The organism is Streptomyces lateritius (assembly GCF_014649715.1).
Classification (GTDB): Bacteria; Actinomycetota; Actinomycetes; order Streptomycetales; family Streptomycetaceae; genus Streptomyces; species Streptomyces lateritius.
Window position 1 is genome coordinate 43,718 of record NZ_BMTO01000017.1, and the last position, 23,221, is coordinate 66,938.

Annotated in this window: 19 protein-coding genes; 15 read left to right on the forward strand and 4 right to left on the reverse strand. The window is 72.1% G+C overall.

Features of this window, described 5'->3' with window-relative positions; genetic code table 11:
- The first annotated feature begins 41 nt into the window (after window positions 1–41).
- From IE136_RS29180 to IE136_RS29200, 5 genes are all read left to right on the forward strand, one after another.
- Window positions 42–1,304, forward strand: coding sequence for a four-carbon acid sugar kinase family protein (locus IE136_RS29180; protein WP_189601814.1), 1,263 nt, complete (start codon window positions 42–44; stop codon window positions 1,302–1,304).
- Window positions 1,301–2,359 (forward strand): 4-hydroxythreonine-4-phosphate dehydrogenase PdxA, encoded by a 1,059-nt coding sequence (gene pdxA, locus IE136_RS29185; protein WP_229819260.1) that lies wholly within the window; start codon window positions 1,301–1,303, stop codon window positions 2,357–2,359. The genes IE136_RS29180 and pdxA overlap by 4 nt, the downstream gene beginning before the upstream one ends.
- Window positions 2,331–3,035 (forward strand): HisA/HisF-related TIM barrel protein, encoded by a 705-nt coding sequence (locus IE136_RS29190; protein WP_189601815.1) that lies wholly within the window; start codon window positions 2,331–2,333, stop codon window positions 3,033–3,035. The genes pdxA and IE136_RS29190 overlap by 29 nt, the downstream gene beginning before the upstream one ends.
- A 64-nt stretch (window positions 3,036–3,099) precedes the next feature.
- Window positions 3,100–4,620 carry a tRNA (N6-isopentenyl adenosine(37)-C2)-methylthiotransferase MiaB gene (gene miaB / locus IE136_RS29195; RefSeq protein ID WP_189601816.1) on the forward strand — a complete coding sequence of 507 codons (1,521 nt, stop codon included), beginning with the start codon at window positions 3,100–3,102 and terminating at the stop codon, window positions 4,618–4,620.
- A gap of 29 nt (window positions 4,621–4,649) precedes the next feature.
- Entirely contained in the window at window positions 4,650–5,360 is a 711-nt protein-coding gene (locus tag IE136_RS29200) for a class III extradiol dioxygenase subunit B-like domain-containing protein (RefSeq protein WP_158991189.1), read from the forward strand.
- A gap of 92 nt (window positions 5,361–5,452) precedes the next feature.
- Here IE136_RS29200 and IE136_RS29205 read toward each other — a convergent pair whose 3' ends face one another.
- Window positions 5,453–5,707 (reverse strand): antitoxin, encoded by a 255-nt coding sequence (locus IE136_RS29205; protein ID WP_158991192.1) that lies wholly within the window; start codon window positions 5,705–5,707, stop codon window positions 5,453–5,455.
- 52 nt (window positions 5,708–5,759) lie between these two features.
- Window positions 5,760–6,038 carry a hypothetical protein gene (locus IE136_RS29210; RefSeq protein ID WP_158991194.1) on the reverse strand — a complete coding sequence of 93 codons (279 nt, stop codon included), beginning with the start codon at window positions 6,036–6,038 and terminating at the stop codon, window positions 5,760–5,762.
- A gap of 182 nt (window positions 6,039–6,220) precedes the next feature.
- Here IE136_RS29210 and miaA point away from each other — a divergent pair, with 182 nt between their 5' ends.
- From miaA to hflX, 6 genes are all read left to right on the forward strand, one after another.
- Window positions 6,221–7,159 (forward strand): tRNA (adenosine(37)-N6)-dimethylallyltransferase MiaA, encoded by a 939-nt coding sequence (gene miaA / locus IE136_RS29215; protein WP_189601817.1) that lies wholly within the window; start codon window positions 6,221–6,223, stop codon window positions 7,157–7,159.
- 108 nt (window positions 7,160–7,267) lie between these two features.
- Window positions 7,268–7,732, forward strand: coding sequence for a hypothetical protein (locus IE136_RS29220; RefSeq protein ID WP_158994762.1), 465 nt, complete (start codon window positions 7,268–7,270; stop codon window positions 7,730–7,732).
- Between the two features lie 100 nt (window positions 7,733–7,832).
- Window positions 7,833–8,729, forward strand: a complete 897-nt coding sequence (dapF, locus tag IE136_RS29225; RefSeq protein ID WP_158991200.1) for a diaminopimelate epimerase — start codon at window positions 7,833–7,835, stop codon at window positions 8,727–8,729.
- Between the two features lie 139 nt (window positions 8,730–8,868).
- Window positions 8,869–11,001, forward strand: coding sequence for a RelA/SpoT family protein (locus IE136_RS29230; protein WP_189601818.1), 2,133 nt, complete (start codon window positions 8,869–8,871; stop codon window positions 10,999–11,001).
- 98 nt (window positions 11,002–11,099) lie between these two features.
- The gene (locus IE136_RS29235) at window positions 11,100–12,599 is read left to right on the forward strand and encodes a M1 family metallopeptidase (protein ID WP_189601819.1); all 1,500 of its coding nucleotides are present in this window, start codon (window positions 11,100–11,102) and stop codon (window positions 12,597–12,599) included.
- Window positions 12,600–12,718: 119 nt separating this feature from the next.
- Window positions 12,719–14,212, forward strand: a complete 1,494-nt coding sequence (hflX, locus tag IE136_RS29240; protein ID WP_158991209.1) for a GTPase HflX — start codon at window positions 12,719–12,721, stop codon at window positions 14,210–14,212.
- A gap of 98 nt (window positions 14,213–14,310) precedes the next feature.
- On the opposite strand, the gene IE136_RS29245 is transcribed toward hflX, so the two are convergent.
- Together IE136_RS29245 and IE136_RS29250 are read right to left on the reverse strand one after the other, a co-directional pair.
- A complete protein-coding gene (locus tag IE136_RS29245; RefSeq protein WP_158991211.1) occupies window positions 14,311–15,465 on the reverse strand; it encodes a trypsin-like serine peptidase in 1,155 nt (384 codons plus the stop codon).
- Between the two features lie 186 nt (window positions 15,466–15,651).
- The gene (locus IE136_RS29250) at window positions 15,652–16,827 is read right to left on the reverse strand and encodes a trypsin-like serine peptidase (protein ID WP_158991214.1); all 1,176 of its coding nucleotides are present in this window, start codon (window positions 16,825–16,827) and stop codon (window positions 15,652–15,654) included.
- A gap of 320 nt (window positions 16,828–17,147) precedes the next feature.
- Here IE136_RS29250 and IE136_RS29255 point away from each other — a divergent pair, with 320 nt between their 5' ends.
- The 4 genes from IE136_RS29255 (at window position 17,148) to IE136_RS29270 (ending at window position 23,205) form a co-directional block, all read left to right on the forward strand.
- Window positions 17,148–18,593: a diaminobutyrate--2-oxoglutarate transaminase family protein gene (locus IE136_RS29255; RefSeq protein WP_189601820.1), complete on the forward strand. Its 1,446-nt coding sequence runs from the start codon at window positions 17,148–17,150 to the stop codon at window positions 18,591–18,593.
- Window positions 18,594–18,631: 38 nt separating this feature from the next.
- Window positions 18,632–20,566, forward strand: coding sequence for an IucA/IucC family protein (locus tag IE136_RS29260; RefSeq protein WP_158991217.1), 1,935 nt, complete (start codon window positions 18,632–18,634; stop codon window positions 20,564–20,566).
- Window positions 20,567–20,606: 40 nt separating this feature from the next.
- The gene (locus tag IE136_RS29265) at window positions 20,607–21,341 is read left to right on the forward strand and encodes a GNAT family N-acetyltransferase (RefSeq protein WP_189601821.1); all 735 of its coding nucleotides are present in this window, start codon (window positions 20,607–20,609) and stop codon (window positions 21,339–21,341) included.
- A gap of 61 nt (window positions 21,342–21,402) precedes the next feature.
- Window positions 21,403–23,205, forward strand: a complete 1,803-nt coding sequence (locus IE136_RS29270) for an IucA/IucC family protein (protein ID WP_158991221.1) — start codon at window positions 21,403–21,405, stop codon at window positions 23,203–23,205.
- Window positions 23,206–23,221 lie beyond the last annotated feature (16 nt).

Genomic DNA, 23,221 nt, shown 5'->3' on the forward strand with positions numbered 1-23,221 from the left:
TGTTGATGTCGTCACGGCAGGCGACCAGGAGGCGACGACGCATGAGGCTGGATTCCCGAAGGGACGCGGCTGCGGACCGGGCCGCTTCGCAGGCCGATTGCGTTGGGAGCGTCGCCGTCCTCGCCGACGACCTCACCAGCGCGGGCGACGGCGCCGCGCCGTTCCGCAGAGCGGGCCACCGGGCCCGCGCCTTCCTCCACACCCCTGAGACGGCTGGGACCGCCCGGGCTCCAGACATCGCCGAGGGCGTCATCGCCGTCGATCTCGGCAGCCGGCTGCTGGAGGAGGCGGAGGGCGTGCGCCGGACGGAGCGGGCCGCCCGGTCCTTCGCCGGCGCCGAGCTGCTGCTGAAGACGGTCGACTCCACGTTGCGGGGCCACTTCGCGGCCGAGATCCGCGCCGCCCGCGCCGGCTCGCGGCGGCGGGCCGTCGTGATCGCGCCCGCCTTCCCCGCGGAGGGGCGGACCACGGTGCGTGGGGTCCAGCACCTCCGTGGTGTGCCGGTGCACGACACCGACTTCGCGCGCGATCCGGCGCACCCGGTGCGCACCTCGGATCTGAGAAACCTCCTGCCGGAGGCCGACGTCGTCGAACCTGACAAGCTGGGGCGGCTGCCCGAGCTGATCGGCAAGGGCGGCCTCTTCGTCTGCTCCGCCGCCACGGACGCCGATCTCGACCGCCTGGTCTCCTCGGCTCCCCGGCCCAGGGACGTGCTCTGGGTCGGCTCCCCGGGGCTCGCGGCGGCCCTGGCCCGTCGCCATCCCCGTACCCCTGCCACCGCGCCACCCCGTCTGCCCGCCGTCCACCGTCCGCTGATCGCCGTCGGCAGCGCGCATCCGGCGTCCCGCCGCCAGTTGGAGTCGCTGCGTGCGCGACAGGACGTGGCCTGCGCGGACAGCGACGATCCCACCGCGGCCATCGACGTCCTGCGGCGAACCTCCGCGCCGATCCTGGTCGTCCACACCCCGGACGGGCGTCGTGCTCCGGCCCCCTCCGACACGCTCACCCGTGACCTTGCCCGGGTGGTGTGGGGATTGGCGGCGGACGGCGCGGTCGACGGGCTCGTGCTGACCGGTGGCGAGACCGCCGTCACGGTCCTCGAAGCGCTCGGCGCGGCCGGCATCGAGCTGTACGACGAGCCCGAGCCCGGTGTCGCCCGCGGTCTGCTGATCGGCCCTCCGGGCATCCCCGTCCTGATCAAGGCGGGCGGATTCGGTGACCGGGCCACACTCGACCGACTGGGCCGGCTCCTCACCGAAGGCGGCACGGAACACACCGATGAACAAGCGGGAGGAGACGCGTGAACCCCATCGCCGTCACCATGGGCGACCCGAACGGCATCGGGCCCGAGATCACCGTCAAAGCGTACGCGGACCCCCGGCGTCGGGCGGCCGTCGTCGTCATCGGCGACCCGGACACCCTCGCCCGGGCCTGCCGCACCACCGGCACGGAGCTGACCGTGCGGCCCGTCGATTCCATCGCCGACGCCGCTCACGCACTCGGCGTGATGGACGTCCTCACCGAGATCGAGGGCGCGCTGCCAGCAGACCTGAGGCCAGGCACGGTGGACGCCCGCGCCGGCGCCGCCTCCTTCCGGTACGTACGCCGGGGCATCGAGCTCGCGCTCCGCGGCGAGATCCGCGCCCTCACCACCGCACCGGTCAGCAAGGAGGCGCTGCGACTGGCCGGCCTGCCCTACCCGGGGCACACCGAGATCCTGGCCGACCTCTCGGGCACGCGTGACTACGCGATGATGATGGCCAACGACGACCTCCGGGTGGTCCTCGTCACCGTCCACCAGTCGCTGCGTACGGCACTGGACTCCCTCACCACCGCCCGCGAGCTGGAGATCATCCGGCTGACCCACCGGACCCTCACGGGCGGGGGAGGGGCCGGTGCCCGTCCGCGCATCGCCGTCGCCGCCCTCAACCCCCACGCGGGGGAGAACGGTCTCTTCGGACGCGAGGATCTCGACATCGTCGAACCGGCGGTCCGAGCCGCCCGGCGTGAAGGCATCGACGCCAGCGGGCCCTGGCCCGCCGACACGGTCTTCATGCGGGCCCGAGCCGGTGAGTTCGACGCCGTTGTCGCCCAGTACCACGACCAAGGGCTGATACCCGTCAAGTACCTGGGTCTGGAGCACGGCGTCAACATCACCATCGGGCTGCCGTTCGTGCGGACCAGTGTCGACCACGGCACCGCCTTCGACATCGCGGGCCGGGGCACCGCCGACCACACCAGCCTCCTCACCGCCCTGCGCCAGGCCGACGAACTGGCCGCCGGCCCCTCGGCCCCCGCCCCGTCAACGGCTCACGACCCGGAGGACCCCCGTGGACTTCGTCTTTATGCTCACCCGTGACGACAAGACCGTCACGGACTGCCTCGACGTCCTCGACGTCCTCGACGAGTCCGGCACCGACCCCACCGGCACCATCGGGCCCATCAGTCACATCGGCTTCAAGGACATAGGCGTCGACCGCGGAACACTCGCCCGGCTCCACCGACGGATCAAGGACATGGGTGCCACCAGCTACCTCGAAGTGGTCAGCACCACGCGCGACGAAGCACTCGCCTCGGTGAGATCCGCCGTCGACCTCGGCGTCGACCGGCTCATGGGCGGCACCTGGATCGAGGAGACGCTGACCCTGCTCGCCGGCACGGGCATCGAGTACCTCCCCTTCGCCGGCGATCCGCACGGCCACCCCACCCGCCTGGCCGGAGACCCGGCGCGCATCGCCGCCGACTGCCGCCGGGCCGAGGCCGCCGGCTGCGCCGGAGTCGACCTCCTCGCCCACCGGGCCGCCGACGCCGACCCGCTCGCCCTCGTCCGCGCCGCTCGCGCCGCCACCACCGGCCGGCTGGTGGTGGCCGGAAGCATCACCACCCCCGCACAGATAGCCGCCCTCGCGGCCGCAGGTGTGGACGCCTTCACCATCGGCTCCGCGGCCTTCAGCGGCGCCCTCCGGCCGGACGCGGGGACCCTCCGGTCCCAGCTCGCCACCGCCGTCCGGGCGGCGGCCGCCGCCACCCCATGACGGGCGCAGAGGGCAGGGGACGGCTCGGAGCGGGGCAACGCCGGGCACCGCATACCCTTGTCCCATGACCAGCAGCGACCGGAGTCAGGCAGTGGACGTCCAGCGAACCTACGAAGTGCGCACCTACGGGTGCCAGATGAACGTCCACGACTCCGAGCGGCTCTCCGGTCTGCTGGAGGACGCCGGCTACGTCCGCGCCCCCCAGGGCTCCGACGGTGACGCCGACGTGGTCGTCTTCAACACCTGCGCCGTCCGCGAGAACGCCGACAACAAGCTGTACGGCAACCTCGGCCGACTCGCCCCCATGAAGACCACGCGCCCTGGCATGCAGATCGCCGTCGGCGGCTGTCTCGCGCAGAAGGACCGCGAGACCATCGTCAAGAAGGCCCCCTGGGTCGACGTCGTCTTCGGTACGCACAACATCGGCAAGCTGCCGGTTCTCCTGGAGCGCGCCCGCATCCAGGAAGAGGCGCAGATCGAGATCGCCGAGTCGCTGGAGGCCTTCCCCTCCACGCTCCCGACCCGCCGCGAGTCCGCGTACGCCGCCTGGGTCTCGATCTCCGTCGGCTGCAACAACACCTGCACCTTCTGCATCGTCCCGGCCCTGCGCGGCAAGGAGAAGGACCGCCGGCCCGGCGACATCCTCGCCGAGATCGAGGCCCTCGTCGCCGAGGGCGTCTCCGAGATCACCCTGCTCGGCCAGAACGTCAACGCGTACGGCTCCGACATCGGTGACCGCGAGGCCTTCTCCAAGCTGCTGCGGGCCTGCGGGAACGTCGAGGGCCTGGAGCGCGTCCGCTTCACCTCTCCGCACCCCCGCGACTTCACGGACGACGTCATCGCGGCGATGGCCGAGACCCCGAACGTCATGCCGCAGCTGCACATGCCGCTGCAGTCCGGTTCGGACACCGTCCTGAAGGCGATGCGCCGCTCGTACCGGCAGGAGCGTTTCCTCGGCATCATCGCGAAGGTGCGGGCGGCCATCCCGCACGCCGCCATCTCCACCGACATCATCGTGGGCTTCCCCGGCGAGACCGAGGAGGACTTCGAGCAGACGATGCACACGGTCCGCGAGGCCCGGTTCGCCAACGCCTTCACCTTCCAGTACTCCAAGCGCCCCGGCACCCCCGCGGCCGAGATGGACGGGCAGATCCCCAAGGAGGTCGTGCAGGCGCGCTACGAACGTCTCGTCGCTCTCCAGGAGGAGATCTCCTGGGAGGAGAACAAGAAGCAGGTCGGCCGGACGCTGGAGGTCATGGTCGCCGAGGGCGAGGGCCGCAAGGACGGCGCCACGCACCGGCTCTCCGGCCGGGCCCCCGACAACCGGCTCGTCCACTTCACCAAGCCGGACCAGGAGGTCCGCCCGGGCGACGTGGTGACCGTCGAGATCACCTACGCCGCCCCGCACCACCTGCTCGCCGAGGGCCCGACGCCGTCGGTACGCCGCACCCGCGCCGGCGACGCCTGGGAGAAGCGCACCACCGCGGCCGCCGCCAAGCCGGCGGGCGTTCTGCTGGGGCTGCCGAAGATCGGCGTCCCGGAGCCGCTCCCCGCGGCCGCGGCGCCCGCCTGCGGGAGCCACTGACCTCCTGACATCGCAGTAGGCTGCGGATCATGCTTGTCGCCGCAGCCGTCTGTCCCTGTCCGCCCCTGCTCGTACCCGAAGTTGCTGCGGGCGCGGCCGATGAGCTCGACGGAGCCCGGACGGCGTGCTCCGACGCCCTCGGGGTGCTGGCCGCGTCCCGGCCCGACCGGCTTTACGTGATCGGCCCGGCCGACAGGGGAGACGCCGTCGAGACCTTCCCCGCCGGTTCGGCCGGAGGCTTCGCCGGTTTCGGCGTCGAACGTTCCGTGCGGCTCGGGGCGGGGCCGGCGGGAGAGCGTCCGCTGCCCGCCTCCCTCGCGGTGGGCGCATGGCTCCTGGAGCGCGCCCGCTGGTCCGACGCTCCGATCGAGGGAATCGGTGTCCCGTTGCGGCTGGCGGAGGGCCCGTGCACCGCCACGGGCCGTGAGCTCGCCGCGTCCGCCGACCGCGTGGCGCTGCTCGTGATGGGGGACGGATCGGCCTGCCGGACGCTGAAGGCGCCCGGCTATCTGGACGAGCGCGCCGCCCCCTTCGACGCCGAGGCCGCCCGGGCGCTCGGCGCGGCGGACCTGGACGCCCTGCGGGCGATCGACGCGGACCTCGCGTACGAGCTGAAGGCGGCCGGCCGGGCGCCCTGGCAGGTCCTCGCGGGCGCCGGCGAAGGCGCGGGCCTCGAAGGCAGGCTCCTCCACGAGGACGCCCCCTACGGCGTGGGCTACATCGTCGCCGCGTGGTCGTAGCCGCTGGGTCGTAGACGAACGGCGGACGGCCGCGGAGCAAAGCGCTCTGCGGCCGTCCGCCGTGCGGAGGGTCGTTCAGGTGAGGCCGGGCCTCAGACGGCCGGTGGCGGGGTGAGGCCTTCGCCCTTGGCGTCGCCGTCCTTGTGCGCGATCCGGTCCAGCGCGTTCTTGGCCTTGCCGGTACCCGACTCGATCTTGTCGCTGTACTTGCCCTTGGTCTTCTCGTCGACCATCCTCGCGGCCTTCTCCAAGCCGTGGTCGATCTTGTCCCCGTGCTGCTGGGCGAGATCGGAGACCTTCTCCTTGGCCGGGGCGAGCTTGGCCTTCAGTGAATCCAGGAGACCCATGGGTCACCTTCCCTCCGGTGAGTCCGTATGCCGTCCGCCCTGTCTCCAGGACCTACTTCCGGGCGCTTTCGCCGGCCTCGTTGTCCGCGGCCTCCTCGGCCGACTGCTGCTTCGGGATCTCCACGGCCTCCACGGCCTCGACCGCCTCCACCGCGTCGGCCGCCGTGGCGGTCTCCCCGTCCTCGGCACCCTCCGCCGCTTCGGCGTCGGGAACCTCGGTGGCAACCTCCGCGCCTTCCGCATCACCCGTCAGGGTGACTGCCTGGGCCTCCTCCGTTGACGCCTCGGCAGCTTCCTTGCCCTTGCGGCGAAACATTGCAAAAACGCCCATTTCCACTCCATAGCGTACTCGTGTGGGAGAAGCCCCGCGGTGCCCGGTGCGCCCCATTGCGCCACCCGGTGCAGCCGGTACGTAAACCGGCGGTCGGAACCTCGCAACTGGCAACGAACCCGGATGCGGGCCGTCACGTCGCTCATTCGGGGACCCGCCGAGAGGTTTGCGAGACTGGGGCGGTGAGAAGTGCAGCTCCCGCCCCGCGGGTCATCGCCGTCGTCGGTCCCACAGCGGCCGGAAAGTCCGATCTGGGTGTTTTCCTCGCCCAGCAGCTCGGCGGCGAGGTCGTCAACGCCGACTCGATGCAGCTCTACCGAGGGATGGACATCGGTACCGCCAAGTTGACGCTCGAGGAGCGCGGCGGCGTCCCGCACCACCTCCTCGACATCTGGGACGTGACGGAGGCCGCCAGCGTCGCCGAGTACCAGCGCCTCGCCCGGGCGGAGATCGACCGGTTGCTCGCCGCCGGCCGCACCCCGGTCCTGGTCGGCGGCTCCGGCCTGTACGTACGCGGTGCCATCGACGCCCTGGAGTTCCCCGGTACCGACCCGGCCGTACGGGCCCGCCTGGAGGCGGAGCTGGAGGAGCGGGGCTCCGGAGTGCTGCACGCCCGCCTCGCCGCGGCCGACCCCGAGGCCGCCCGCGCGATCCTGTCGAGCAACGGCCGCCGCATCGTCCGCGCCCTGGAGGTCATCGAGATCACCGGCAAGCCCTTCACGGCCAACCTGCCCGGACCGGACTCGGTCTACGACACGGTGCAGATCGGCGTGGACGTGGAGCGGCCCGAACTCGACGAGCGGATCACCGCGCGCGTGGACCGGATGTGGGAGGCCGGACTCGTCGAGGAGGTGCGCACGCTGGAGGCGCTCGGACTGCGGGAGGGGCGTACGGCGGCGCGCGCGCTCGGCTATCAGCAGGTCCTCGCGGCGCTCGCGGGGGAGTGCACCGAGGACGAGGCGCGCGCCGAGACCGTGCGAGCCACCAAGCGCTTCGCGCGTCGTCAGGACTCGTGGTTCCGGCGCGACCCGCGGGTCCACTGGCTGAGTGGCGCCGCCGACCACCGGGGGGAACTCCCCCGAGAGGCGCTGACGTTGGTCGAACGAGCGGTTACAGCCTGATCACGTGATGGCATCGGGACGCCACGCCCGTCATTCCAGCGGTCATCGGCGTGCCATCATCGAGCATCGATCGACCAAGTGGAGTCCGAGTTGGGAGGGCGCGTGGCGATGGAGGCCGGCCCTCGCGACAGAGAACAGCACGACGCCGTCCGGGGCGAAGACCGAGGTGACGCGCCCGGTTTGACGCCGGACGGTCCCGACGACGCCGAAGGCACGTCCGTCCAGGTCGACGCCGACGAGGTCGAGGTCGAACTGCGGCCGCAGCGCCGCCTGCGGATCTGGCAGCTCGCGCCCATCGTGGGCCTCGCCGCCGTCGGCTCGCTGATGTTCGCTTTCCCCCTCGCCTTCGGTTCCGGCGAGGGCGGCGCGGTCGTCGCCATGCTCGGGCTGCTGATCAGCTCCTGCGCGGCCGGCTGGGGCATGATGGCCGCCCGCAAGGTCGGCCACACATGGCCCGGCCTGCCGGCCCGCGGCTCCGGTGAACGCCCGAACTGGCGGGTGATCGCCCTGTACGTCTCCGTCAGCGCACTCCTGGTGGCGCTGGCCGTCTGGCGCGTGGCCCGCCTCCGCTGACGGCCACACCATGTGCCCGCCTCCGGGGACGCCTGATGCCTGAGGCACACCCCGTGGACCGTCGAGGCCGCTGTCCGACCCGCCCCGTACAGTTGGTCCCGTGACCAGCACGCAGACCTCGCCGCTCGCCTTCCTCAAGGGCCACGGGACCGAGAACGACTTCGTGATCGTTCCCGACGCCGACAACGCCGTCGACCTGCCCGCCGCGGCCGTCGCGCGGCTGTGCGACCGGCGCGCCGGGATCGGCGGCGACGGGCTGTTGCACGTAGTCCGCAGCGCCGCTCACCCCGAGGCCCGCGGCATGGCCGACGAGGCCGAGTGGTTCATGGACTACCGGAACGCGGACGGATCGGTAGCAGAGATGTGCGGCAACGGCGTCCGCGTCTTCGCCCGCTATCTGCAGTACGCCGGGCACGTCACCGCCGGCGAGGTCGCCGTCGCCACCCGCGGCGGGGTCAAGCGGGTCCACCTCGACAAGGACGGTTCCGTCACCGTCTCCATGGGCCGCGCCCTGCTCCCCGAGGACGGCGTCACCGTCACCGTGGACGGCCGCAGCTGGCCCGCCCGCAACGTGAACATGGGCAATCCGCACGCCGTCGCCTTCGTCGAGAGCCTCGACCACGCCGGAAACCTCTTCACCGAGCCGCACTACAGCCCCGCCGAGGTCTACCCGGACGGCGTCAACATCGAGTTCGTCGCAGACCGCGGCCCTCGCCACGTCGCCATGCGCGTGCACGAGCGCGGCGCCGCCGAGACCCGCTCCTGCGGCACGGGCGCCTGCGCCGTCGCCGTGGCCACCGCACGCCGGGACGGCGCCGACCCCGCCCTGACCGGCACCCCCGTCACGTACACCGTCGACGTCCTCGGCGGCACGCTGATCATCACCGAGCACCCCGACGGCGAGATCGAGATGACCGGCCCGGCCGTGATCGTCGCCGAGGGCACGATCGATCCCTCCTGGCTCGCCGACGGAGAAATCGAAACAGTCAACGACTGATCGTTCGCTCGAATGGGTGGTCCGTTTCACGCTCGGCGAGAGCACGACTGCGCCGCGTGGTGGGGTCGGTAGCATCAAGCACCGGCGCGGCGGGCACGCCTTGCCCGCCCACCGCCGGTCGACGCCGCCGGAGGTGCCCATGAGTGCAGAGGCCACCAATCCTGTGAGCGCAGCGGAGGCCGCCGGCCCCGACGCTCCCAGCCGCAGGCGCGCCCGTCCGAGGATCGACCTCCGCAGGCTGGGCCGTGCCGCTCTGCTCGGTCCCACCACGAGGGACCGGCTGCCCGACGCCATCGGGCACGTCGCCGAGGCCCACCGCGCCCATCACCCCGACGCCGACCTGACCGTGCTGCGCAGGGCGTACGTCCTCGCCGAGTCCTCGCACCGCGGACAGTTCCGCAAGAGCGGCGAGCCGTACATCACCCATCCGCTCGCGGTCACCCTGATCCTGGCCGAACTCGGCGCCGAGACGACGACGTTGACCGCCTCCCTCCTCCACGACACCGTCGAGGACACCGAGGTGACCCTGGGCCAGGTCCGCGAGCAGTTCGGCGACGAGGTCGCCTATCTCGTCGACGGCGTGACCAAGCTGGAGAAGGTCGACTACGGCGCGGCCGCCGAACCCGAGACCTTCCGCAAGATGCTCGTCGCCACCGGCAACGACGTCCGGGTGATGTCGATCAAACTCGCCGACCGGCTCCACAACATGCGCACCCTCGGGGTGATGCGACCCGAGAAACAGGCCAGGATCGCCAAGGTCACCCGCGACGTCCTCATCCCGCTCGCCGAGCGGCTGGGGGTCCAGGCGCTCAAGACCGAGCTGGAGGACCTCGTCTTCGCGATCCTCCATCCCGAGGAGTACGAGAACACCCGCGCCCTCATCGCCGAGAACACCGGCGCGGGCGACGCGCTCGCCACCATCGCCGAACACGTCTCCGCCGTGCTGCGCGAGGCGGACATCGCCGCCGAAGTCCTCGTCAGACCCCGGCACTTCGTCTCCGTCCACCGGGTCCGGCTCAAGCGCGGAGATTTGCGCGGCAGCGACTTCGGCCGACTCCTCGTCCTCGTGGGCGAGGACGCCGACTGTTACGCGGTCCTCGGCGAGCTCCACACCTGCTTCACTCCGGTGATCTCCGAGTTCAAGGACTTCATCGCGGCGCCCAAGTTCAACCTGTACCAGTCGCTGCACACCGCCGTCGCCGCCCCCGACGGGGCCGTGGCCGAAGTCCTCATCCGTACGCACCAGATGCACAAGGTCGCCGAGGCCGGAGTCGTCGCCCTCGGCAACCCGTACGTCCCCGCGGCGACGGGGGAGGGCGCCGCCGAACCGGCCGAGGACGGAGAGCGCGCCGACCCCACCCGCCCCGGCTGGCTCTCCCGGCTGCTCGACTGGCAGCAGGCCACCCCCGATCCCGACACCTTCTGGACCTCGCTGCGCGCGGACCTCGCCGAGGACCAGGAGATCACCGTCTTCCACGCCGACGGCGGGACGCTCGGCCTGCCCGCCGGAGCGAGCTGTGTCGACGCCGCGTACGCGCGGCACGGCGAGGCCGCCCACGCCTGCCTTGGCGCACGCGTCAACGGGCGCCTGGCGACGCTCAGCACGGTCCTGAACGACGGTGACACCGTGCAGCTGCTCCTCGCCCAGGACACTGCCTCGGGGCCGTCCCCCGAGTGGCTGGAGCACGCCCGCACACCCGCCGCGCGCATCGCGATCACCGCATGGCTCCAGACGCACCCGGAGACCGCCAAGGCCCCCGCCGTCGCCCCGCGCCCGCCCGCACCCGTCACCGCCGACCGTCGCTCCGGCGCCAGGCTCCTCGCCGACCTGCCGGGCATCGCGGCCACCGCCGTACGGCCGGCGGGGTGCTGCACCCCCGTACCCCCGGACGAGATCACCGGCTTCCAGGTGCGTGGCGGGTCCGTCACCGTCCACCGCACCGGCTGCACCGCCGTCGGGACCATGAAGCGGCTCGGGCGCGAACCCGTCACCGTCCACTGGGGCGACACAGCCGAATGCCGCGTCACGCTCGTCGCCGAGTCCTTCGGCCGGCCCCGGCTCCTCGCGGACCTCACCGAGGTCATCGCCGCGGCGGGCGTCGCCGTCGTCTCCGCGACCGTCGAACCGCCCACCGAGCAGCGGGTCCGGCACACCTACACCCTCCAACTCCCGGACGCGGCAGGGCTGCCGGCCCTGATGCGGGCCATGCGGGACGTGGCGGGTGTCTACGACGTGAGCCGTGCCCGGCGTCCCGCGTCCCAGGAGGACTGAGCCCGGCGGACCCACGGCGCCGGCCGGCCGTGACTCCTTCGAGTGGCCGACGAGCGCGCCGCCGGGGGGAGCGGAGGGCGCACTGGTAGCCGTAGCTCATGCCGCTCACACCCCGTCACCCCTCCCCACGCGCGCGGTGGCTGCGCTCCGCCGTCCTCGTCGCCGCCTCGGCCGGGCTCGTCGCCGCCGCCCTCCCCGCGCCGGCGCCGCTCGGCATCGGGGACCCCCTCTTCCCCCATCTCGGCAACCCGGGATACGACGTTCTCTCGTACGACATCGCCCTCACCTATCAGGGTGAGAACACCCGCCCGCTCGCGGCCGTGACGCGCATCGAGGCGCTCACCACCGCTGACCTGGAGCGGATCAACCTGGACTTCACGCACGGCACGGTCCGCTCCGTCGCCGTCGACGGCGAACCGGCCGAGTTCGTGACCAGCGGGGAGGACCTGGTGATCACGCCCGCCCGGGAGACCGAGGAGGGAGAGGCCCTGACCATCGAGGTCGCCCACACCAGCGACCCCGGCGGATCCGCCGACTCCGGCGGCTGGGTCCGCACCGGCGACGGCCTCGCCATGGCGAACCAGGCCGACGCCGCCCACCGGGTCTTCCCGTCCAACGACCACCCGGCCGACAAGGCGTACTTCACCTTCCGGATCACCGCACCCAGCGGCCTGACAGCCGTCGCCAACGGTCTGCCGGCGGGCCGTACCACGGCCGGCGCCGCCACCACCTGGACCTACCGCACGGCCCACCCCATGGCCACCGAGCTCGCCCAGGTCTCCATCGGACGCACCACCGTGGTCCACCGGACGGGACCGCACGGCCTTCCCGTACGGGACGTGGTGCCCACCGCCGACCGGGAGCTGCTGGAACCCTGGCTGAAGCGCACTCCGGGGCACCTGGAGTGGATGGAGCGCCAGGTCGGCCGGTACCCCTTCGAGACCTACGGTGTCCTCGTCGCCGACGCGGACACCGGCTACGAGCTGGAGACCCAGACCCTCTCTCTCTTCGAGCGAAGACTGTTCACTGAACCCGCGTTCCCCGAGTGGTACGTCGACTCGATCATGGTCCACGAGCTGGCCCATCACTGGTTCGGCAACAGCGTCTCACCCCGCACCTGGTCCGACCTGTGGCTCAACGAGGGGCACGCGAGCTGGTACGAGGCGCTGTACGCGGAGGAGACCGCCAAGCAGTCCCTGGAGCGGCGCATGAAGGCCGCGTACGCCGCTTCCGACCGGTGGAGGGCCGCCGGCGGCCCACCGGCGGCCCCCGAGCCCCCCAAGCCCGGCCACAAGATCAGCCTCTTCCGGCCGGTGGTGTACGACGGGAGCGCCCTGGTCCTGTACGCGCTGCGTCAGGAGATCGGCAAGGACGCCTTCCAGCGTCTGGAGCGCCGCTGGGTGAGCGAGCACCGGGACGGGACCGCCTCCACCGCCGACTTCACGGCCCTGGCCTCCGAGGTGGCGGGGCGCGACCTCAGCTCCTTCCTCGCCGGCTGGCTGTACGCCGAGAAGACCCCGGCCATGCCCGGCCACCCGGAATGGCGCAGCCAGGCGGCCGAGGCCGCGCCCGCCGCGAGCGCCCCGAAACCGGGGTGACGGGCGCGGGCAGGCCGTGTCACCATCATCAGGTCGACGCCGGGGTCGGCCCGGGAATCTTTCGGTGCCGTCACACGTTGTGATCGACGTAACGACTTTCCTATCGACGTAAGGATCAAATGACCTCCTCTTCATCCCCTTCCCAGGACGAGCAGAGCTTCGCCGAGACGAGCCGCACCGAGAGCCTTCGGGCCGATGCCCTGATGGAAGAGGACGTCGCCTGGAGCCACGAGATCGACGGAGAGCGGGACGGCGATCAGTTCGACCGCTCCGAGCGCGCGGCCCTGCGGCGCGTGGCGGGCCTCTCCACCGAACTCGAGGACGTCACCGAGGTCGAGTACCGGCAGCTGCGCCTGGAGCGCGTGGTGCTGGTGGGCGTATGGACCTCGGGGACCGTTCAGGACGCGGAGAACTCCCTCGCGGAGCTGGCGGCACTCGCCGAGACGGCGGGCGCCCTGGTGCTCGACGGCGTGATCCAGCGCCGTGACAAGCCGGACCCGGCCACCTTCATCGGTTCGGGCAAGGCGCGCGAGCTGCGGGACATCGTGGTCGAGACCGGCGCGGACACGGTCGTCTGCGACGGCGAACTCAGCCCCGGCCAGCTCATCGCACTCGAAGACGTCGTCAAGGTCAAGGTGGTCGACCGGACCGCCCTGATCCTCGACATCTTCGCCCAGCACGCCAAGTCCCGAGAGGGCAAGGCACAGGTCGCGCTCGCGCAGATGCAGTACATGCTGCCGCGACTGCGAGGCTGGGGTCAGTCGCTCTCCCGTCAGATGGGTGGCGGCGGCGGTGGCGGCATGGCCACGCGTGGTCCCGGTGAGACCAAGATCGAGACCGACCGGCGTCGGATCCGCGAGAAGATGGCGAAGATGCGCCGGGAGATCGCGGACATGAAGACCGGCCGCGACATCAAGCGGCAGGAGCGGCGCCGTCACAAGGTGCCCTCGGTCGCCATCGCCGGATACACCAACGCGGGCAAGTCGTCCCTGCTCAACCGGCTGACCGGCGCGGGCGTGCTGGTGGAGAACGCGCTGTTCGCCACCCTCGACCCGACCGTGCGCCGGGCCGAGACACCCAGCGGCCGGCTGTACACGCTGGCCGACACCGTCGGGTTCGTACGGCATCTGCCGCACCACCTGGTCGAGGCGTTCCGCTCCACCATGGAAGAGGTCGGGGACGCCGATCTCATCCTGCACGTGGTGGACGGCTCGCACCCGGCTCCGGAGGAGCAGCTGGCGGCCGTGCGCGAGGTGTTCCGCGACGTCGGCGCGGTGAACGTGCCGGAGGTCGTGGTCATCAACAAGGCGGACGCGGCCGACCCGCTCGTGCTGCAGCGGCTGATGCGGGCGGAGCGCCACGCCATCGCCGTCTCGGCGCGTACCGGCGAGGGCATCGAGGAGCTGCTCGCGCTCATCGACGCCGAGCTGCCCCGGCCGCAGGTCGAGATCGAGGCGCTCGTGCCGTACACCCAGGGCGGTCTCGTCTCGCGGGTGCACGCCGAGGGCGAGGTGCTCTCGGAGGAGCACACGCCGGAGGGCACGCTGCTCAAGGCGCGCGTGCACGAGGAGCTGGCGGCGTTCCTGATGCCGTTCGTCCCGGCCGCGCACTGACGGTCTCCGCTTGCACAACCGCTTCATGCGGAAGGCCCCGCCCCTCGACGAGGGGCGGGGCCTTCCGCATGCGGTGACTGAGGCCCGGCGGCCTGGGGTCAGCGGGCGAACTTCTTGCTCACCATCTCGTGCGCGTCCTTCGCACCCCTGCCCAGCTGCGGGCCGGCCAGCCAGCCGTTGCCGCCGGCCGGGCCGATCGAGGTGTTCGACACCAGCACGGTCTTGCCGTTCGGCAGCGCGCGGAACCAGCCGCCGCCGGACGAGCCGGCGGTCATGGTGCAGCCGATGCGGTACATGGTGGGCGTGGCGGGCGCCGTGGTCATGCGGCTCGCGCGGTCGAGGCACTTGTGCATGATCAGACCGTTGTACGGAGGTGCCGACGGGTAACCCCAGGCGCCGATCGTCCCCGCCTGCGCGGCCGTCGGGGCCGAGAAGTCGACCGCCAGAGCGGCGCCGACCGTCTCCTCCAGCGACTTCTTGCCACGTTCCGGCTGCACGTGCAGCACGGCGTAGTCGTACGGCCAGGCGGCGTTCGAGCCGCCGCGGTTGATCCACTCGCCCGAGGTGACGGCCCAGTCGGCCCAGTACTGGCCGTAGGGCGCCTCCTCGTGCGGCTGCGCGTTGCGCAGTGCGGACGGCGACTTGCCGAGGTCGTTGTAGGCGGGGACGAAGGTGATGTTGCGGTACCAGCCGCCGCGCTGACCGGCGTGGACGCAGTGGCCGGCCGTCCAGACCATGTTGGACTTTCCGGGCCGGCGCGGATCCTTCACGATCGTGCCCGAGCAGACCATGTGGCCCTGCGGCGAGTCGAAGAAGATCTTGCCGACCGGGGCCGCGTTGCGGTGGTACGGCGTCTTCTCGCGCTGGGCCTGGACGGGACGCGGAACGGGGTCGCTGCCGCCGGCACCGGCCGTGGTGGCGATCGTCTGGTCCGGGCTCTTGGCCGTCTGCATGCGCCGGGAGTCCCAGAGCCCCTCGATCACGGGGTTGACGAAGTCCTCGGCCTCACGGAGCCAGGTGTCCTTGTCCCAGTTCTTCCACTCGCCGTTCTTCCACTTGTCGGGATCGACGCCGTGCTTCTTCAGCTTGTCGGCGAGGTCCTTCGGAAGGGCGGCTCCGCCGCCGCCGGTGGCACTGGCCTCCGCCGCGGGCTTGTCGGCCGCCGGTGTCTCGGTCGGGCCGCAGGCGGTGGCCGTCAGGGCCAGCGTCGCGCCCAAGGCGGCGAAGGCTGGAAGGAGTCGTACGGAACGCATGTGTGAGATCCCCCTGGGATGTTCCCGCGTCCGGGCACTGCAACGGAGTGGTTGCCATGGACGCGTCAGTAGCGGTGCACAGTATGCCCGTGGGAAGGAGGCGGGACCCCCCGGGGTCCCGCCTCCCCCTCGCACGTACCGGGCCTGTCCGGCCGTCACCGGCCGGACAGGCCCGGTACGTGTCCTCTATCGGCCGGCGAACTTCTTGCTGACCTCGTCGTAGATGCCCTTGGCCTCGTCGCCCAGGCGCGGACCGGCCAGCCAGCCGGCCGTCACCGGGCCGATCGAGGTGTTGGAGACCAGCGCGGGCTTCCCGTCCCGGCCGGCGGCGACCCAGCCGCCGCCGGACGAACCACCGGTCATGGTGCAGCCGATGCGGTACATCGTCGGCTGCGCCGCCTTCACGGACAGCCGGCCCGGCTTGTCCTGGCACTGGAACATCTTCTGGCCGTCGAACGGCGGCCCCGCCGGGTACCCGGTCGCCGTCATGTTCGCGATCTTCGACACCGCCGGCGCGGCGAACTCCACCGGGAGCGCCGAACCGACCGTCTCCTCCAGTGACTTGCCCGTGCTGCCCTTCTCCGGCGTCACGTGGATGACCGCGAAGTCGTACGGAGCGCCCTGACCGCCGGTCGCCGCACCCTGCGCGATCCACTGCTCGGACGTCTGCGCCCAGTCACCCCACCACACGCCGTACGGAGCGACCTGCTCGCGCGTCGCGTTCTCCAGCTGCGCGGTCGGCAGACCGCGGTCGTTGTACGAGGGGACGAAGGCGATGTTGCGGTACCAGCCGCCCTTCTTACCGGCGTGCACGCAGTGACCGGCCGTCCAGACCATGTTGGACTTGCCCGGGTTGGCCGGGTCCTTCACGACCGTGGCCGAGCAGACCATCGAACCCTCGGGGCCGTCGAAGAACACCTTGCCCGCCTCGGGGGCGTTGGAGTGGTACGGCGCCGGCACACCCTTCGCCTTCACCGGCGCGGGGGTCGGGTCGGTGACACCCTCGTCGCCCGAGATGTCCTCCTCCTCGACCGGCTTGTCGGGGCGCTGGGCGTCCCGCATACGGTCCGGGTCCCAGAGGTCCTCGATGATGGGGTTGACGTAGTCCTTGGCCTCACGCAGCCACTTGTCGCGGTCCCAGTTCTTCCACTCGCCGTCGCGCCACTTGTCCAGATCGATCCCGTGCTCCTTGAGCCGGTCCTTCAGATCGTCCGGAATAGTGATCTTGCCGCCGGCGGACGGGCTCGCGGGCGCGCTGGGCTTGTCTCCCGCGTTCTCCTCGGTCGGGCCGCAGGCCGTCGCCGTCAGCGTCAACGCCGCGACGGCGGCTGCCGCGGCCAGCAGCGGACGAATAGATCGCATCTCGTGATCCCCCTGGGACTACATCAACTTGTGCATGGGTGAGCGGTGGTGGCGTCGTGACCGGCGCCGAAGTGCGGCCCCCACTATGCCGGTGCCGGAGGGGACGGTACGCGGCAGGTCCGCGGTTCCGGCTCCCGCGCAGCCGTTGCCCGGCCGTGACCCCCGCCATCCAAGGATCTTGGGATTCTCCCGTGATCCTTGGCAGCCCTCGTCGTTGGTACGTACGGGGGACACCAAGGCAGCGTTCAGAGGCGCCGTTCACACGGCCGAGCAACGTACCGATGTGCAACGCAACTGTTACAGCGGGAGGACACCGAGCCGTGGCCGTGACCGAACCAGCTCCGGCCGCTCCGTCGGCCGCACCGGGCCGCCCAGGAGGGCGGACGGCAGCCGGGGGCGGTGCCCTCGAAGGCATCCTGCGCCGTCAGTCGCTGCGCGAATCGGCGGCGCGCACCTACGCGCGGTCGTTGCCGATCGTCCCCGTACGCGCCCGGGGGCTGACCATCGAGGGCGCGGACGGCCGCCGTTACCTGGACTGCCTCTCCGGCGCCGGGACGCTGGCCCTCGGCCACAACCACCCGGTGGTCCTCGAAGCCATCAAGAAGGTCCTCGACTCCGGCGCCCCCCTCCACGTCCTCGACCTCGCCACCCCGGTCAAGGACGCCTTCACCACCGAACTGTTCGCCACCCTGCCGCCGGCACTCGCCGCCGACGCCCGCATCCAGTTCTGCGGACCCGCCGGGACGGACGCGGTCGAGGCCGCCCTCAAACTCGTCCGCACGGCCACCGGCCGTAGCGGGCTGCTCAGTTTCACCGGCGCCTACCACGGCATGACGGCCGGGGCCCTCGACGCCTCGGGAGGCGCGACGGACGTACGTGTCACCCGGCTGCCCTACCCCCAGAACTACCGCTGCCCGTTCGGTGTCGGCGGCGAGCGCGGCGCCGAACTGGCGGCGCGCTGGACCGAGAACCTCCTCGACGACCCCAAGAGCGGCGTCACCACTCCCGCCGGCATGATTCTCGAACCCGTCCAGGGCGAGGGCGGAGTCATCCCCGCCCCCGACGCCTGGATGCGCCGGATGCGGACGGTCACCGCCGCCCGCTCCATCCCGCTCATCGCCGACGAGGTCCAGACCGGCGTCGGCCGCACCGGCGCCTTCTGGGCCGTCGAGCACAGCGGCGTGGTCCCCGACGTCATGGTCCTCTCCAAAGCCATCGGCGGTTCCCTCCCGCTCGCGGTCATCGTCTACCGGTCGGAGCTCGACGCCTGGGAGCCCGGCGCCCACGCCGGCACCTTCCGGGGGAACCAGCTCGCGATGGCCGCCGGAGCCGCCACTCTCGCGTACGTACGGGAGAACCGGCTCGCCGACCGCGCGGCCACCCTCGGAGCCCGGATGCTCGGCCGACTCCAGGGCCTCGCCGCCGCCCACCCCTGCATCGGCGACGTGCGCGGCCGAGGGCTGATGATCGGCGTCGAACTGGTGGCCCCTGACACCGACGATCCCGACGCCCTCGCCCCACCGGTCGACCCGGCCCTCGCCGTGACCGTCCAGCGTGAGTGCCTCGACCGCGGCCTCATCGTCGAACTCGGCGGCCGCCACTCGGGAGTCGTCCGGCTCCTGCCGCCGCTCACCCTCAGCGACGAGCAGGCCGAGGCCGTCCTCGACCGGTTCGCCGACGCCCTGGCCGCCGCCGAGCGCGCCCACCGCCCGGGTCCGCCCGCGTACGACGCGCGACTCCGGAACGACACCGGACCGTCCCACTGATTCCGGACCGCACCCGGACACCCCCACAAGGAAGCCCCGTGAACGCCAGCCCCGCCTCCGAAGCGTCCGACACCGGCAGCGCCGCCAGCGGCCCGCTCAGCGTCGAACAGGCCACCGTCCCCCGTCAGCACTCCGGACCGTACGACCGCCGGCCCACGCCGGGGCCCGTGACCGCCCCCCTCACCGCTCCCTCGCCGCCCGCCCGGCCGGCCGCGACCGCCGCGTCGGCCGCGCCCGAGGCGGCCGGGGAGGACCACCTCGACGACCCGGACCCCAGGCGCGCCGCCGACACGGCGACCATCGAGAACCTGCTGCGCTGCTGGGTGCGGGAGAAGAACCTGCCCGCCCCCGAGTCCACCACCCTCCGGATCCCCCTCGAAGCCAGTGGCACCGCCCTCCTCGTTCCGGTCCGTTACTGGTCGCCCACCGGATGGCATCGCTTCGGCGCCCCGGCCCTCGAAGGGCTGCGTGCCTCCGCCCCCACGGTCGACGCCGTCACCGTCGCCGCCCTGCTCAGCCGCGAGACCGGCCGCCCCGAGGGCACCGAACTCGTCGGCCGCGTCGCCGACTCGGCCCGCCGCACCGCCGACTTCATCGCCGACCGGCGCCGCCGCCCCGGCCCCGACCCCGACGCGGACCTCTTCCTCACCGCCGAACAGTCCCTCCTGCTCGGCCACCCGCTCCACCCCACTCCCAAGAGCCGCGAAGGACTCTCCGACTCCGAGGCCCGGCTCTTCTCACCCGAGCTGTACGGCTCCTTCCCCCTGCACTGGGTGGCCGTCGACCACACCGTCCTCGCCTCCGACTCCGCCTGGACCGAACAGGGCCGCCCGGTCACCGCCGCGCAGCTCGCCACCGGACTCGCCCTCGCCGAAGGGCTCGAAGTCCCCGGGGGAACCGTGCCGGTGCCACTCCACCCCTGGCAGGCCCGCGAACTCCCGCACCGTCCGGGCGTCGCCGCCCTCCTCGACTCCGGTCTCCTCCACGACCTCGGTCCCCACGGCGCCCCCTGGCACCCCACCTCCTCCGTGCGCACCGTCCACCGGCCCGGCGCCCGGACGATGCTCAAGCTCTCCCTCGGCGTCCGCATCACCAACTCGCGCCGCGAGAACCTCCGCAAGGAACTCCACCGCGGCGTCGAGGTCCACCGGCTCCTGCGCACCGGGCTCGTCGACCAGTGGCAGGCCGCCCACCCCGGCTTCGACATCGTCCGCGACCCCGCCTGGCTCGCGGTCGACACCCCCGACGGCGCGCCCGTACCCGGCCTGGACGTGATGATCCGGCACAACCCCTTCGCCGCCGGGGACGACGCGGTCTGCATCGCCGCCCTCACCGCTCCGCGCCCCTGGCCCGGCACGACCCGGATGAGCTCCCGCCTCGCCGACATCGTCACCCGGCTCGCCGCCCGCACCGGCCGCTCCACCACCGCCGTCGCCGCCGAGTGGTTCCTGCGCTACCTCGACCAGGTCGTCCGGCCCGTGCTCTGGCTCGACGGCACCGCCGGCGTCGCCCTCGAGGCCCACCAGCAGAACACCCTCGTGCTCCTCGACCCCGACGGCTGGCCGGTCGGCGGCCGCTACCGCGACAACCAGGGCTACTACTTCCGCGAGTCCCGCCGCGACGAGCTGGAGAGTCGCCTCCCTCGCATCGGCACCGCCAGCGACACCTTCGTCTCCGACCAGGTGACCGACGAACGCTTCGCCTACTACCTCGGCATCAACAACGTCCTCGGCCTGATCGGCGCCTTCGGCGCCCAACGCCTCGCCGACGAACGCGTCCTGCTCGCCGGCTTCCGCCAGTTCCTCACCTCCGCCACCGGCCTCGGCTCCCCCCTGCCCCACCGTCTCCTGGAAGCCGCGACCCTGCGCTGCAAGGCCAACCTCCTCACCCGTCTGCACGGCCTGGACGAACTCGTCGGACCCGTCGACACCCAGTCCGTCTACGTCACCATCACCAACCCCCTCCGTGCCTGAAAGACCACGCCGACCGCACCGCCGAGAGGAGAATGTCTCCGTGCCTCCCACCGACGCGAGCGCCGACACCGACGACCTCGCCGACGCCGGAAGCAGCCCCCCGCCCCCGGCCGACACCGGTGGTGAGGACACCCTCGACCTGCACCTCTCGGAGGAACTCATCGCCCTGTTCGCGGCGGGCGAGAACACGGCGACCACCGACGGCGACCTCCTCGATGCCGTCGCCGCCTGGAGCCCGGCCCCGACCCCGGTCGGATCGTTCCGACTCGTACCCGTGCGGCTCGAACGGGACCTGACGCTCATCAACCGCTGGATGAACGACCCGGCCGTGGCCGCCTTCTGGGAACTGGCCGGCCCGGAGACCGTGACCGCCTCCCACATCCGGGCCCAACTCGACGGCGACGGCCGCAGCGTGCCCTGTCTCGGTGTCCTGGACTCCACCCCCATGAGCTACTTCGAGATCTACCGGGCCGACCTCGACCCGCTCGCCCGCCACTACCCGGCGCGTCCCCACGACACAGGGATCCATCTGCTCCTGGGCAGCGTCGCCGACCGCGGCCGCGGAATCGGAACCACCCTCCTGCGAGCCGTCGCCGACCTCGTCCTCGACCACCGCCCCCGGTGCACCCGCGTCGTCGCCGAACCAGACCTGCGCAACACCCCCTCCGTCTCCGCCTTCCTGAGCGCCGGCTTCCGCTTCTCCGCGGAAGTCGACCTCCCCGACAAGCGAGCCGCCCTCATGGTCCGTGACCGCACCCTTCGGCACGTCCTGTGAACGCCCCTTCGACTTACATACACCGCCCGACCCACAGCGGTTCCCACCCCGAGGAGTCCCCGTGCCGTCGTCCCCTGCCACCCACGACTCCGCACTGTTCTCACCTCCCGAGCTGAACCCGGCCGCCTGGACCCGCGCGTCCGCCCGCCTGCTCGCCAAAACCGTCGGCGAGTTCGCGTACGAGGAGATCGTCGAGCCCGTCCCCGCCGACGACCGTGACCACGCCGGCCGCCCCGACCGCTACGAGCTGCGCCTCGACGACGGCTCGGTGCTGCACTTCGCCGCCCGGCGCGGTGCCTACGGAAGCTGGCGCGTCGCCGCTGACTCGATCACTCTCGACGGGCAGCCGCTGACCGACCCTCTCGACTTCCTCGTCCGGGCCCGGCGTCTCCTCGGCCTCGACGGCGCCACCCTCGGCCATCTGATCCGCGAGCTCACCACCACCCTCGCCGCGGACGCACGGCTCGATCAGACGGCCCTGACCGCCGACCGCCTCGCCGATCTCGGATACGCCGAGCTGGAAGGCCACCAGACCGGCCACCCGTGGCTCGTCCTCAACAAGGGCCGGATCGGCTTCTCCGCCGGCGACGCCGCACGGTGGGCCCCCGAGGCCCGCAGCGCCTCCCGCCTGCCCTGGATCGCGGTCAGCACCGACCTCGCCTCCTATCGAGGAGTCCCCGGTCTCGACACCCCCGACCGGCTCTACGCACGCGAGCTGGACGCCGAGGCCCTGGACGCCTTCCACGCCGTGCTCCGAGCCCGAGGCCTTGACCCCGCGACGTACCTCCTCCTGCCCGTCCACCCCTGGCAGTGGGACGAGATCCTCCTCCCGCTCTACGCTCCGGCGATCGCCGCCGGGGCCGTCGTGCCGCTCCCCGCCGACGGTGACCTCCGGCTGCCGCAGCAGTCCATCCGCACGTTCCTCAACACGAGCAGGCCCGACCGGCACACGGTCAAGCTGCCGCTCTCCGTCCTCAACACCCTCGTCTGGCGGGGCCTCCCCACCGAACGGACCCTTGCCGCCCCCGCCGTCACCTCCTGGGTCCACGGGCTGTGCGACGCCGATCCGTTCCTGCGCGACGAGTGCGGGGTGATCCTGCTCGGCGAGGTCGCCTCCGTCACCGTCGAGCATCCTCTCTACGACCGGTTGCCCGAGGTTCCCTACCAGTACAAGGAGCTTCTCGGCGCGATCTGGCGGGAACCGCTCAGGCTGCCGCCGGGCGAGCGGGCCCGCACCCTCGCCTCCCTGCTCCACACCGATCCGGACGGCCGGGCCTTCGTCGCCGAGCTGGTCGAGCGCTCCGGCCTCGCCCCCGCTGTCTGGCTCCAGCGCCTCTTCGCCGCGCTCCTGCCCCCGCTGCTGCACTTCCTCTACCAGTACGGCACCGTGTTCTCCCCGCACGGCGAGAACGCCATCGTCGTCTACGACGAGCAGGACGTCCCGGTACGCCTGGCGATCAAGGACTTCGTCGACGACGTGAACATCAGCGCGCGCCCGCTGCCCGAGCACGACGCGATGCCGGACGACGTGCGGGCCGTCCTTCTGACGGAGGAACCCGACTTCCTGACCCAGTTCATCCATTCAGGGCTCTTCGTCGGCGTCTTCCGCTATCTGGCACCGCTCTGCGAGGAACAACTGGCGGTGCCGGAGGCCGACTTCTGGCGGCTCGTGCGCGCCGAGATCCTGGGCCACCAGGCGCGCTTCCCCGAGCTGAAGGAACGGTTCGAGCTCTTCGATCTGCTCACCCCGCGTATCGAGCGGCTCTGCCTCAACCGCAACCGTCTGCACCTGGACGGCTACCGTGACCGCCCCGAGCGGCCGCACGCCGCCGTCCACGGGACGGTCCCGAATCCGCTCGCGTGATCCGACTGTCGGTGCC

Coding starts and splice junctions, on each gene's coding strand:
- IE136_RS29210 (WP_158991194.1), bottom strand. CDS start 6,038: ATGGGCGTTTTTGCAATGTTTCGCCGCAAGGGCAAGGAAGCTGCCGAG.
- IE136_RS29235 (WP_189601819.1), top strand. CDS start 11,100: ATGCCGCTCACACCCCGTCACCCCTCCCCACGCGCGCGGTGGCTGCGC.
- IE136_RS29250 (WP_158991214.1), bottom strand. CDS start 16,827: ATGCGATCTATTCGTCCGCTGCTGGCCGCGGCAGCCGCCGTCGCGGCG.
- IE136_RS29230 (WP_189601818.1), top strand. CDS start 8,869: ATGAGTGCAGAGGCCACCAATCCTGTGAGCGCAGCGGAGGCCGCCGGC.
- hflX (WP_158991209.1), top strand. CDS start 12,719: ATGACCTCCTCTTCATCCCCTTCCCAGGACGAGCAGAGCTTCGCCGAG.
- miaB (WP_189601816.1), top strand. CDS start 3,100: ATGACCAGCAGCGACCGGAGTCAGGCAGTGGACGTCCAGCGAACCTAC.
- IE136_RS29205 (WP_158991192.1), bottom strand. CDS start 5,707: ATGGGTCTCCTGGATTCACTGAAGGCCAAGCTCGCCCCGGCCAAGGAG.
- IE136_RS29245 (WP_158991211.1), bottom strand. CDS start 15,465: ATGCGTTCCGTACGACTCCTTCCAGCCTTCGCCGCCTTGGGCGCGACG.
- IE136_RS29180 (WP_189601814.1), top strand. CDS start 42: ATGAGGCTGGATTCCCGAAGGGACGCGGCTGCGGACCGGGCCGCTTCG.
- IE136_RS29200 (WP_158991189.1), top strand. CDS start 4,650: ATGCTTGTCGCCGCAGCCGTCTGTCCCTGTCCGCCCCTGCTCGTACCC.
- IE136_RS29220 (WP_158994762.1), top strand. CDS start 7,268: ATGGAGGCCGGCCCTCGCGACAGAGAACAGCACGACGCCGTCCGGGGC.